Raw genomic sequence first — 12,649 nt, forward strand, 5'->3', positions numbered from 1 at the left:
GCGCGTGACAAACGGTCACAGCCTAACTTATCTCATCTTCACTGCGCTAGTGTTAATCCTGCCCATTTAGGCATCCGTGGTGTTAGGCACGGCATTGAATGACAGGTATGATAATGCAAATTATAGGCGATGTCCCACAATTGACCGCAGCCGTAAAACGGTAAAAGCAGCTTATATTGTGGGACATAGCCTGGCTGAGAGCACAAAGATTTGGGGAGTCTATGCAGTATTGGGGAAAGATAATTGGTGTAGCCGTGGCTTTAATGATGGGCGGCGGCTTCTGGGGTGTGGTTCTGGGCCTGTTAGTCGGCCACATGTTCGACAAAGCCCGCATGCGCAAAATGGCGTGGTTTGCCAACCAACGTGAACGCCAGGCGCTTTTTTTTGCCACCACTTTTGAGGTAATGGGACATCTGACTAAATCCAAAGGTCGCGTTACGGAAGCCGATATTCATATCGCCAGCCAGTTGATGGATCGGATGAATTTGCACGGTGATTCCCGTACTGCCGCGCAACACGCCTTCCGGGTGGGAAAATCAGACAATTACCCGTTACGTGAAAAGATGCGTCAGTTTCGCAGCGTCTGTTTTGGTAGATTCGATCTGATCCGCATGTTTCTGGAGATTCAGATCCAGGCGGCATTTGCCGACGGGTCATTGCACCCTAACGAGCGTGAAGTGCTGTATGTGATTGCTGAAGAGTTGGGGATTTCGCGCACCCAGTTTGATCAGTTTCTGCGCATGATGCAGGGCGGGGCACAGTTCGGCGGCGGATATCAGCAGCAGTCCGGCGGTGGCGGCTGGCAGCAGGCGCAACGAGGCCCGACGCTGGAAGACGCCTGCAATGTTCTCGGTGTTAAAACAACCGACGATGCGACCACCATTAAGCGTGCTTATCGTAAACTAATGAGCGAACACCATCCGGACAAACTGGTGGCGAAAGGGCTGCCGCCAGAAATGATGGAGATGGCTAAGCAGAAGGCGCAGGAAATTCAGAAGGCGTACGAGCTGATTAAAGAGCAGAAAGGATTTAAGTAAATATACACAGCATCCTTCAAGCTGCCTCTTTGTTGGCTGCACTGTGAAACCCCAGTCACATAGTTATCTATGCTCCTGGGGATTTCTTCGTTTGCCGCCTCGATGCATCTCGAATGATTTGTGTCTATAAATAGAGACACAAAGCAAAAACGAAATGCGTCCCCAGCAACGTTTTAAAAATCCGCCGGGACTTTAAACGTCATGTTGTTGCCGTATGCGGGATGGGTGATGGTTAACATCTCTGCGTGCAGCAGCAGGCGTGGTGCTAACGCCAGGGCTTCTGGCGGAGCGTAGAAGCGGTCGCCGAGGATCGGATGTCCTAATGCCAGCATATGCACACGCAACTGGTGGGAGCGTCCGGTTATGGGTTTGAGCACCACCCGGGCGGTGTTATCTGGCGCGAACTCGACCACTTCATACTCGGTCTGCGCGGATTTCCCGGTCTCATAACACACTTTCTGCTTTGGTCGGTTCGGCCAGTCGCAAATCAGCGGTAAATCAACCAGTCCCTCGGCTGGCGCCGGATGTCCCCATACGCGTGCAACATACTGCTTTTTCGGTTCGCGCTCGCGAAACTGGCGTTTGAGTTCACGCTCTGCCGCTTTGGTTAGCGCGACTACAATCACGCCGCTGGTTGCCATATCCAGACGATGTACGGATTCAGCCTGTGGGTAGTCGCGTTGAATACGCGTCATCACGCTGTCTTTGTGCTCATCCAGACGACCCGGCACGGACAACAAGCCGCTCGGCTTGTTGACCACCATAATGTGCTCATCCTGATACAGGATAACCAGCCAGGGTTCCTGCGGCGGATTGTAGTTTTCCATCCCCATGTATGGCTCCGTTACTGGTGCGTCACGACGATCAGACGCAGGGCATCCAGACGCCAGCCCGCCTGCTCCAGGCTTTCCAACACCTGCTGGCGGTTGCTTTCAATGGCGCTCAGTTCGTCATCACGGATGTTCGGGTTAACGGCACGTAGGGCTTCCAGACGCGACAGTTCTGCTGTCAGCTTCTCATCCGCTTCTTTGCGCGCCGCGTCGATCAGCGCACGGGCGGATTTTTCCACCTGCGCCTCACCCAACTGCAGGATGGCATGAACATCCTGCTGCACGGCGTTGACCAGTTTGCTGCCGGTGTGGCGGTTAACGGCGCTGAGCTGACGGTTAAAGGTTTCGAATTCAACCTGCGCGGCAAGGTTATTGCCGTTTTTATCCAGCAGCATGCGTACCGGCGTTGGCGGCAGGAAGCGGTTCAACTGCAGCTGTTTCGGCGCTTGCGCCTCTACAACGTAAACCAGTTCAACCAGCAGAGTGCCGACCGGTAACGCTTTGTTTTTCAATAAAGAAATAGTGCTGCTTCCGGTGTCGCCGGACAGGATCAGATCCAGACCATTGCGGATCAGCGGATGCTCCCAGGTAATAAACTGCGCGTCTTCACGCGACAGGGCGACATCACGTTCAAACGTAATGGTGCAGCCATCTTCCGGCAGGCCAGGGAAATCCGGTACCAGCATATGATCGGACGGCGTCAGTACGATTAAATTGTCGCCACGGTCATCCTGATTAATACCGACGATATCAAACAGGTTCATGGCAAAGGCGATCAGGCTGGTGTCGTCATCCTGCTCTTCAATACTTTCGGTAAGTTGCTGAGCTTTTTCACCGCCATTGGAGTGAATTTCCAGCAGGCGATCGCGGCCTTGCTCCAGTTGGGCTTTCAGCGCCTCGTGCTGCTCACGGCAGGTTTTGATCAGGTCATCAAAGCCATCGGTATTTTCCGGCTCAGCCAGGAAGCCGATCAGATTGTTGTATACCGTGTCATAGATAGTACGTCCGGTTGGGCAAGTGTGTTCGAACGCATCCAGACCTTCGTGGTACCAGCGCACCAGCACGGATTGCGCGGTTTTTTCCAGGAACGGTACGTGGATCTGAATATCATGTGCCTGGCCGATACGGTCCAGACGACCAATACGCTGTTCCAGCAGGTCCGGGTTGAACGGCAGGTCGAACATCACCAGGTTGCTGGCGAACTGGAAGTTACGCCCTTCTGAGCCGATTTCAGAACACAGCATCACCTGGGCGCCGCTATCTTCTTCGCTAAACCAGGCCGCCGCGCGGTCACGTTCAATAATCGACATTCCTTCATGGAACACGGCGGCGCGGATCCCTTCGCGTTCGCGCAGGACCTGCTCCAGTTGCAGCGCGGTGGTCGCTTTCGCGCAGATAACCAGCACTTTTTGCGAACGGTGGCTGGTCAGGTAGCCCATCAGCCATTCCACGCGCGGATCAAAGTTCCACCAGGTGCCGGTATCGCCTTCGAATTCCTGATAAATCTGTTCCGGGTAGAGCATGTCGCGAGCCCGGTCTTCCGCACTCTTACGCGCGCCCATAATGCCGGAGACTTTTATCGCGGTCTGGTATTGGGTCGGCAACGGTAATTTGATGGTATGCAGTTCGCGTTTCGGGAAGCCTTTCACACCGTTACGGGTGTTACGGAACAGCACACGGCTGGTGCCATGGCGGTCCATCAGCATCGAAACCAGTTCCTGACGCGCGCTCTGGGCGTCTTCGCTGTCGCTGTTTGCTGCCTGCAATAATGGCTCAATATCCTGCTCGCCAATCATGTCGCCTAACATGTTCAGCTCATCGTTACTCAGCTTATTGCCAGCCAGTAGCATGGCGACGGCATCAGCGACCGGACGGTAATTTTTTTGCTCTTCAACAAACTGGGCGAAATCGTGGAAACGGCTTGGATCCAGCAGGCGCAGACGTGCAAAGTGGCTTTCCATACCCAGTTGTTCTGGCGTAGCGGTCAGCAGCAGGATACCCGGTACGCGTTCAGCCAACTGTTCAATGGCCATATATTCGCGGCTGGGCGCATCTTCGCTCCACACCAGGTGATGGGCTTCATCGACAATCAGCAGATCCCATTCGGCGTCACACAGGTGCTCCAGACGCTGTTTACTGCGACGGGCAAAGTCCAGCGAACAGATAACTAACTGTTCGGTTTCAAACGGGTTGTAGGCGTCGTGTTGCGCTTCTGCATAACGCTCATCATCGAACAGCGCAAAACGCAGGTTGAAACGGCGCAGCATTTCGACCAGCCACTGGTGCTGTAGCGTCTCCGGGACGATGATCAGTACGCGTTCAGCGGCGCCAGAAAGCAGTTGCTGATGCAGGATCATCCCGGCCTCAATGGTTTTACCTAAACCCACTTCGTCAGCCAGCAAAACGCGCGGGGCGTGACGACGACCAACATCATGAGCAATGTTGAGCTGGTGGGGGATCAGGCTGGTACGTTGGCCGCGCAAACCACTCCATGGCATACGGTACTGTTCGCTCTGAAATTTACGCGCGCGATAGCGCAGCGCAAAGCGGTCCATACGGTCAATCTGACCGGCAAACAGGCGATCCTGTGGTTTGCTGAATACCAGTTTACTGTCGAGCAACACTTCACGCAGCGTTACACCGGTTTCTTCGGTATCAAGGCGGGTTCCGATATAGGCAAGCAGGCCGTTTTCTTCTTTTACTTCATCGACATGCAGTTGCCAGCCTTCATGGCTCGTTATCGTATCGCCAGGATTGAACATCACGCGGGTCACGGGAGAATCACTGCGCGCATACAGACGGTTTTCGCCCGTCGATGAGAAAAGTAAAGTGACGGTTCGCGCATCCATGGCGACAACAGTACCAAGTCCCAGTTCGCTTTCTGTATCGCTGATCCAGCGTTGACCAAGTGTAAAAGGCATATATGTTCGGCTCTATATCTTTAATTGCAGGCAATACTCGTCATTTTCCGGACTAACCCGGTTTTTGAGAGCATACGACCCCGCTACCAGGCTAATAAATCAGTGGTAGTGGTGTTAAATGGGTCCAGGAATGGAAAGGGCGCTATGGTACTGGATGGCGGCGGTTTCGTCACGCGTCAAAATAACCCCAGTTGCCCTGTGAGTAGTGTAGCAAAGTTATCATCAATAAAGGGAAGTATTCCCTCGGCAACCGGTTGTATCTGACGGGTCAGATAGTGCTCGTAATCGAGAGCAGATTGCTGATAATTCACAGGTTCAGGGCCGTTTACTGTCCAGACATATTTAATGGTGCCTCGGTTTTGGTACTGTGGCGCGCGACCTCGTTTTATATTCTGCTCATCAGCCAGTCGTGCCGCGCGGACGTGTGGCGGAACATTACGCTGGTATTCACTTAACGGGCGGCGCAGGCGTTTGCGGTACACCAGTTGTGCATCCAGTTCACCTGCCATCAGACGGTCGATGGTCTCGCGGACAAACTCCTGATACGGCTCGTTACGAAAAATTCGCAGGTACAGCGCCTGCTGGAATTGTTGCGCCAGCGGTGTCCAGTCGGTGCGAACCGTTTCCAGCCCCTTAAACACCATGCGTTGTTCAGCCCCTTCCTGAATCATCCCGGCGTAACGCTTTTTACTACCGGTATCCGCACCGCGAATAGTCGGCATCAGAAAGCGACAAAAGTGGGTTTCAAACTCCAGCTCCAGCGCGCTGGTCAGATTTTGTTGCTTTAGCGATTGCGCCCACCACGAGTTGACATGGCTCACCAGCTCCCGGCCAATCCGGGCGGCATCATCTTCTGAGTGCGCCTTTTTAAGCCAGACAAAGGTTGAGTCGGTATCACCATAGATGACGTCGTAACCCTGAGCCTCAATTAACGCTTTGGTCTGGCGCATGATCGCATGGCCGCGCATCGTGATTGATGAGGCCAGTCTCGGGTCGAAAAAGCGACAGGCGGTAGTACCCAGTACGCCGTAAAACGCATTCATGATAATTTTCAGCGCCTGCGAGAGCGGTTTATTCCCGTGGCGTTTTGCTTCTTCACGCCCGTGCCAGATCTGAGTAACGATCTCCGGCAGGCAGTGTTTTTCGCGTGAGAACCAGGCGTCAAGAAAACCTTCGGTGCTGTGCTCCCGATCCGGGTGCGCCATCCCTTCGATAAGCCCCACCGGATCGATCAAAAATGTACGAATAATTGAGGGGTACAGGCTTTTGTAATCCAGCACCAGAACGGAGTCGTACAATCCCGGGCGCGAGTCCATCACATAGCCGCCGGGGCTGGCGTGCGCGGGAACTTCCCCCAGATTTGGCGCCACGTAACCCGCCCGGTGCATGCGCGGAAGGTAGAGGTGGCCGAAGGCGGCAACCGAACCACCGTGACGGTCGACCGGCAGACCGTTGACCGTCGAGCGCTCCAGCAGAAAAGGCATGATCTCGGTTTTATGAAAAATGCGCGTGACCAGCTCACAGTCTTTGAGATTGTAGGTAGCGAGCGCGGGTTTATCCTGGGCAAACCGACGGTCAATTTCGTCCATTCGGTCCCACGGGTTATCAATCGATTTTCCTTCGCCCAGCAATTCTTGCGACACCGTTTCCAGCGAGAATGACGAGAAATTCCAGAATGCGGATTTGAGCGCTTCAATGCCGTCAATGATCAGTCGACCTTTGGCCTGCGCGAAGAACACGCCGTTTTTGAAGCCATGCTCGCGCCACTCCAGTTCGCTATTATCACGACCAAAACGCAGGGGGATGCGATAACGTTCGGCATGCTTTTGCAGGACGCGTAAATCGAATTGCACCACATTCCAGCCAATGATGACATCGGGATCATGACGGGCAATCCAGTCGTTGAGCTTTTCCAGCAACTGCGGTCGGCTAGCCACGTACTCAAGTTCAAAATCCAGCGCCGAGGCATCGCCGTTTGCCGGGCCGAGCATGTAGACAATACGCTGCCCGCAGCCTTCAAGACCGATGCAGTAGAGTTCACCATGCCGCGTGGTTTCGATATCCAGCGATACCCATTTTAGCGGCGGTCGATAGTCCGGGTTTGGCTTCAGGCGGGCATTAATCAGCGTGCCGTTATGTTTGTCGCCTTCGACCCAGATCGGGGACGTGATAAAGCGCTCCATCAGATATCGCTCTGGCGGGCGTACGTCAGCCTCATAAACGGTGATGTCGTTTTCGCGCAGGAGTTTTTCCAGCCGCATAAGCTGGCGGTGGGAGCGGCAATACAGACCCGAAACGGGCTGGCGGTGGAAATCTTGTAGCTGAAGCGGCGTCAGGCGATAGCCGTTCTCTGTACGTAATAATGATGTAACGCGCGGAACCTGACTGCCAGGTATAAACGCGACGGATTCCTGAGGCGCGAGCGTGACCAGCAGCGGCCCGTCGTCTGTCGCCAGCCAGAATGAGACCTCAGTTCCCTGCGGGGTGTCCCGCCAGTGCCGGGTTAAAATAAAGCCTGCCTGCGCCACGCTGTGTATCCATTAAAAAACCAGGCATGATTATAGCCTGGATTGCACGATTGTACTGTTATTTTGTACAGTTGTAAGATAAAAGTCGCGGTAAGATGCAGTCGCAGTGACAGTAAAATTCTTTTCGGGTACAAAATTTCAGTGTCGAACTATTTAATTTATGAATACAGTTTCTGGTTATACTTCCGTAAATTATTTGATTAGTCTGTTTTGATTATTTATTTAAATTACTGCTTTTCGATTATGTGTTTTCCATAAATTGATAGTCTGCTTCAGGAGTTTTTTCACATTTTCAGAATAGTGCTTAACCCATTCTGCTACTTACCCCTCGGTTCAGAAAAAATTACACTTTTTTTAATTTGTTTTTATTCATGGTTAGTGTAACTATTTTAATCGAAGCATTCGGGTTGTCAGGTTGAATATAATATATATTATTGGATTACTATTGTCTGGATAAAAACAGATTTTCGGTACGATTTCGTCGGGAATATCTCTCTGCATAATTTGATTTTTATCTCCTGATGTAATTTTTATTCATCTGGCGGCTCGGGTGTTTTATATCAATAGCTTGGGTGTGTTGTGAAATGGAGAGGTGTTATGAATGTTTATACTCAGGCGTTACAGGTAGGATATGACCACTATTTATTTGTTAATACTCAGCTATCTAACCCGACTATTAAGTCGGTAAGTCAATACATTGAGTATAGAACATGGTCAGGTCAAATCTGGCGCTCTGAGATTATTGATCGTGGGAATGCCTTCTTTCACTGGCAAGGACAGGACAGAATAAATGGGCATCGTGATACGGTTATTAATTATCTGTTGAACGGCCAACGCTGGCAGTCAACAATTGCAGATTATATTTTCTTTCATTCTCTGGATGGCGAAGAGGCGCTGGGACATTATGATAATGTGATTAAATACGTTTGTGCTAATAATTGTGTGTATCGAAGTACGTTTGCGGAATATATAACTCAATAATAAGAAGGCGCGTCATTGTTTCCGGACGCGCCTGGCGTCATTTCACTGACCGTAATAGGCTTTTGCGCCATGTTTACGCAGGTAGTGTTTATCCAGCAGGGTTTGTTGCATATCCGGCAACTGCGGAGCGAGTTGGCGGCAGAATATCCCCATATAGGCGACTTCTTCCAGCACGATGGCGTTATGCACCGCATCTTCGGCATTTTTTCCCCAGGCGAACGGACCGTGAGAGTGCACCAGTACGCCTGGCATCTGCGCTGCGTCAATCCCTTGTTTCTCAAAGGTTTCAACGATCACATTACCGGTTTCCCACTCATACTCGCCGTTGATTTCGTCCTCGGTCATTTTCCGTGTGCAGGGAATGGCGCCGTAGAAATAGTCCGCATGGGTGGTGCCTGTCGCCGGAATCGACTGACCCGCCTGCGCCCAGATTGTCGCGTGGCGCGAGTGGGTATGAACAATGCCGCCAATGGTCGGGAATGCCTGATATAACAAACGGTGCGTTGGGGTATCGGAGGAGGGCTTTTTCGTGCCTTCAACGACTTCCCCGGTGGCGATACTGACAACAACCATATCGTCTGCGGTCATGACGCTGTAATCGACACCGGAAGGTTTAATCACAAACACGCCGCGTTCGCGATCGACGGCGCTAACGTTACCCCAGGTCAGCGTCACCAGGTTGTGCTTGGGCAGTGCCAGATTCGCTTCCAGTACCTGACGTTTAAGATCTTCTAGCATGTTAACTCCTGAATGCCGGATGGCGTTTCACTTATCCGGCCTACGGTGATTTGTAGGCCCGGTAAATGAAATGCCACCGGGCAATCCGTTTCACCAATTAACGTTTGAACCCGTAATACACTTCGTTCCAGCGCAGCGCGTCCTTAAAGGCCGGCAGACGGGTCTCGTTATCGATTACTGCGATCTCGATATCGTGCATTTCAGCGAACTGGCGCATATCGTTCAGATCCAGCGCATGGCTGAAGACGGTGTGGTGCGCGCCACCGGCAAGGATCCAGGCCTCGGATGCGGTTGGTAGATCCGGCTGGGCCTTCCACAATGCGTTCGCCACCGGCAGTTTCGGCAGGTCGTTCGGCGTTTGCACCGTGTCGATGCAGTTAACCAGCAGGCGATAACGATCGCCGAGATCGATCAGGCTGGCGACCACTGCCGGGCCGGTTTTGGTGTTGAAGATCAGACGGGCAGGATCGTCTTTACCGCCAATGCCGAGGTGCTGAACGTCGAGGATCGGTTTCTCTTCCACAGCGATTGACGGGCACACTTCCAGCATGTGTGAGCCGAGCACCAGATCGTTGCCTTTCTCGAAGTGGTAGGTGTAATCCTCCATAAATGAGGTGCCGCCCTGCAGACCGGTTGACATCACCTTCATGATGCGAAGCAGAGCGGCGGTTTTCCAGTCGCCTTCGCCCGCAAAGCCGTAGCCTTGCTGCATCAGACGCTGTACGGCCAGACCCGGAAGTTGTTTCAGGCCGTGCAAATCTTCAAATGTCGTCGTGAAGGCGTGGAATCCGCCCTGCTCAAGGAAGCGCTTCATTCCCAGTTCAATTCGGGCGGCTTCCAGTACGTTCTGACGTTTCTCACCATGGACTTGTGTGGCCGCCGTCATGGTGTAGGTGCTTTCATACTCGTCGATCAGCGCGTTGATTTCGCCGTCACTAATTGCGTTCACTACCTGCACCAGGTCGCCCACGGCCCAGGTATTTACCGAGAAGCCGAATTTGATCTGTGCGGCAACCTTATCGCCGTCAGTGACCGCTACTTCACGCATGTTGTCGCCAAAACGGCAGACTTTCAGATGGCGGGTATCCTGTTTGGACACCGCCTGGCGCATCCAGGAGCCAATACGCTCGTGCGCCTGCTTATCCTGCCAATGGCCGGTGACCACGGCGTGCTGCTGACGCATACGCGCACCGATGAAGCCGAATTCGCGACCGCCGTGTGCGGTCTGGTTCAGGTTCATAAAGTCCATATCAATGCTGTCCCACGGCAGGGCGGCGTTGAATTGGGTGTGGAACTGCATCAGCGGCTTATTGAGGATAGTCAGACCGTTAATCCACATTTTGGCTGGAGAGAAGGTGTGCAGCCAGACCACCAGACCTGCGCAGCGATCGTCATAGTTGGCATCACGACAGATCGCGGTAATTTCGTCAGGTGAAGTACCCAGCGGTTTTAACACCAGTTTGCAGGGCAGGTTAGCTTCCGTATTCAGTGCGTTAACAACGTGCTCGGCATGTTGGGTTACCTGACGCAGGGTTTCCGGGCCATACAAGTGCTGGCTACCAATCACAAACCACACTTCATAGTTATTAAAAATTGTCATTGTCGTGTCCTTAATGAGTCAGGGTTGCCAGGTCTACCGGGGCTTGTTGCGCCGGAGCGGCAGTCGGAAGGTATTGTTGTTCAGCGCTTACCGCCCACTGCTGGTAGCGGCGGTAAAGTTGTTCAAAACGTTGAGCCTGTTCTGGGCGAGGTTGCATCGTCTTTTCTACTGCGCTCGCCATGTGTTGCTGGGCGGCTGGAATGTCTGCATGGACCTGCGCGGCAACGGCGGCGAAGATAGCCGCACCGAGTGCGCAGCACTGGTCTGAAGCGACAATCTGTAGCGGACGGTTTAGCACGTCGCAGCAGGCCTGCATGATGACCGGGTTTTTACGCGCGATACCGCCGAGCGCCATGACGTTGTTAACCGCAATGCCTTGTTCGGTGAAGCATTCCATGATGGCGCGCGCGCCAAAGGCCGTGGCGGCGATCAGACCACCGAACAGCGCTGGCGCATCGGTTGCCAGATTCAGGTCGGTAATGACGCCTTTCAGACGCTGGTTGGCATTCGGCGTACGACGACCATTAAACCAGTCGAGCACCACCGGCAGGTGATCCAGCGACGGATTTTTCGCCCAGGCTTCGGTGAGCGCTGGCAGCAGCTGTTTTTGGCTGGCTTTAATCTGGGTTTTCAGTTCCGGGTGCTGCGCGGCAAGCTGTTCCAGCGGCCAGCTCAACACGCGGCTAAACCAGGCATAGATGTCGCCGAAAGCAGATTGCCCCGCTTCCAGACCGATAAAATGCGGCACCACGCTGCCATCAACCTGCCCGCAAATGCCTTTCACCGCGCGTTCGCCAACGCTGTGTTTATCGGCAATCAGAATGTCGCAGGTAGACGTGCCGATGACTTTCACCAGCGTATTGGGCTGTGCGCCTGCGCCGACTGCGCCCATATGGCAGTCAAAAGCGCCGCCTGAAATCACCACGCTTTCCGATAGACCCAGGCGCTGCGCCCACTCGGCACACAGAGTGCCAACCGGCAGGTCCGCCGTGAAGGTGTCGCTAAACATTGGGTATTGCAGATGGCGGTTGAGGATGGGGTCGAGTTCGTCAAAGAAACTGGCTGGCGGCAGCCCCCCCCAGCTTTCATGCCACAGGGATTTATGCCCGGCGCTGCAGCGACCGCGACGAATATCCTGGGGGCGCACAGTATTGGAGAGCAGGGCCGGAACCCAGTCACACAGCTCAATCCATGAGACCGCCGCCTCGGCGACCGCGTGGTCCTGGCGAGTCACGTGCAGGATTTTTGCCCAGAACCATTCGCTGGAATAAATACCGCCAATATAGCGGGAGTAATCGATCTTGCCTGGCGTGTGGCACAGGCGAGTAATTTCTTCGGCTTCTTCTACCGCGGTGTGATCTTTCCACAGAACAAACATCGCATTCGGGTTTTCCGCGAACTCCGGGCGCAGCGCCAGTACGTTGCCGTCGGCATCGATAGGCGCCGGGGTTGAGCCGGTACTGTCAACGCCAATCCCGACCACTTCTGCGCGTTGTTCCGCGCTCAGTTCGGCGAGTACGGTTTTCAGCGCTGCTTCCATGGATTCAATGTAGTCGCGCGGATGATGGCGAAACTGGTTGTTTGGGCCGTCGCAAAACTGCCCTTCCTGCCAACGTGGGTACCACTCAACGCTGGTGGCGATTTCTTCACCAGTGGCACATTCCACCGCCAAAGCGCGTACCGAATCACTACCAAAATCGAGGCCAATTGCAATCGCCATCGTCTTACTCCATCCAAAAATACGGGTATGGATAAACAGTAGTGACCAGGGATAAAAACCGTCAGGCAGGATTCGCTAATCTTATGGACTAAAATGCTGTGGCATCACAAAGTGTGACGCCGTGCAAATAATCAATGTGGACATTTCTGCCGTAGTTATAGACACTTTTGTTAGCCGATTTTGACGTTGGCGTGGTACATGTTTTTTACAAATTGCTTTTCACAAGCGGGGTTGATGGTCCATTACCGCAAACAACTGTGGCCCGCCGGGACGACGGCGATGATGTCTGGCGTA

Annotated in this window: 8 protein-coding genes; 2 read left to right on the forward strand and 6 right to left on the reverse strand. The window is 53.5% G+C overall.

What is annotated here, in order from left to right; genetic code table 11:
* Positions 1–221 precede the first annotated feature (221 nt).
* Positions 222–1,037 carry a co-chaperone DjlA gene (gene djlA, locus FOB24_RS05655; protein ID WP_003845702.1) on the forward strand — a complete coding sequence of 272 codons (816 nt, stop codon included), beginning with the start codon at positions 222–224 and terminating at the stop codon, positions 1,035–1,037.
* Positions 1,038–1,210: 173 nt separating this feature from the next.
* Here the strand turns inward: djlA and rluA are convergent, their stop codons facing one another.
* From rluA to polB, 3 genes are all read right to left on the reverse strand, one after another.
* On the reverse strand, positions 1,211–1,870 hold the full coding sequence (rluA, locus tag FOB24_RS05660; protein ID WP_150344649.1) for a bifunctional tRNA pseudouridine(32) synthase/23S rRNA pseudouridine(746) synthase RluA: 660 nt from the start codon (positions 1,868–1,870) through the stop codon (positions 1,211–1,213).
* 11 nt (positions 1,871–1,881) lie between these two features.
* Positions 1,882–4,788, reverse strand: coding sequence for an RNA polymerase-associated protein RapA (rapA, locus tag FOB24_RS05665; protein ID WP_038637132.1), 2,907 nt, complete (start codon positions 4,786–4,788; stop codon positions 1,882–1,884).
* 176 nt (positions 4,789–4,964) lie between these two features.
* Complete coding sequence (gene polB / locus FOB24_RS05670; RefSeq protein WP_150344650.1) at positions 4,965–7,316, reverse strand: DNA polymerase II; 2,352 nt, start codon at positions 7,314–7,316, stop codon at positions 4,965–4,967.
* 597 nt (positions 7,317–7,913) lie between these two features.
* On the opposite strand from polB, the gene FOB24_RS05675 reads away from it, so the two are divergent.
* Positions 7,914–8,297 carry a DUF4751 family protein gene (locus FOB24_RS05675; RefSeq protein WP_038637140.1) on the forward strand — a complete coding sequence of 128 codons (384 nt, stop codon included), beginning with the start codon at positions 7,914–7,916 and terminating at the stop codon, positions 8,295–8,297.
* A 42-nt stretch (positions 8,298–8,339) separates the two neighbouring features.
* Here FOB24_RS05675 and araD read toward each other — a convergent pair whose 3' ends face one another.
* The 3 genes from araD to araB form a co-directional block, all read right to left on the reverse strand.
* Entirely contained in the window at positions 8,340–9,035 is a 696-nt protein-coding gene (gene araD, locus FOB24_RS05680; RefSeq protein ID WP_150344651.1) for an L-ribulose-5-phosphate 4-epimerase, read from the reverse strand.
* 97 nt (positions 9,036–9,132) lie between these two features.
* Entirely contained in the window at positions 9,133–10,635 is a 1,503-nt protein-coding gene (gene araA / locus FOB24_RS05685) for an L-arabinose isomerase (RefSeq protein WP_150344652.1), read from the reverse strand.
* A gap of 10 nt (positions 10,636–10,645) precedes the next feature.
* Positions 10,646–12,355, reverse strand: coding sequence for a ribulokinase (araB, locus tag FOB24_RS05690; protein WP_069324067.1), 1,710 nt, complete (start codon positions 12,353–12,355; stop codon positions 10,646–10,648).
* Positions 12,356–12,649: the final 294 nt, after the last annotated feature.

The sequence above is a fragment of the Citrobacter werkmanii genome (assembly GCF_008693645.1).
Taxonomy (GTDB): Bacteria; Pseudomonadota; Gammaproteobacteria; order Enterobacterales; family Enterobacteriaceae; genus Citrobacter; species Citrobacter werkmanii.

What these genes read in the sequence shown, in the direction of transcription:
- FOB24_RS05675 (WP_038637140.1), top strand. Translation starts at nt 7,914, where the DNA reads ATGAATGTTTATACTCAGGCGTTACAGGTAGGATATGACCACTATTTA.
- araB (WP_069324067.1), bottom strand. Translation starts at nt 12,355, where the DNA reads ATGGCGATTGCAATTGGCCTCGATTTTGGTAGTGATTCGGTACGCGCT.
- rluA (WP_150344649.1), bottom strand. Translation starts at nt 1,870, where the DNA reads ATGGGGATGGAAAACTACAATCCGCCGCAGGAACCCTGGCTGGTTATC.
- araD (WP_150344651.1), bottom strand. Translation starts at nt 9,035, where the DNA reads ATGCTAGAAGATCTTAAACGTCAGGTACTGGAAGCGAATCTGGCACTG.
- djlA (WP_003845702.1), top strand. Translation starts at nt 222, where the DNA reads ATGCAGTATTGGGGAAAGATAATTGGTGTAGCCGTGGCTTTAATGATG.
- rapA (WP_038637132.1), bottom strand. Translation starts at nt 4,788, where the DNA reads ATGCCTTTTACACTTGGTCAACGCTGGATCAGCGATACAGAAAGCGAA.
- araA (WP_150344652.1), bottom strand. Translation starts at nt 10,635, where the DNA reads ATGACAATTTTTAATAACTATGAAGTGTGGTTTGTGATTGGTAGCCAG.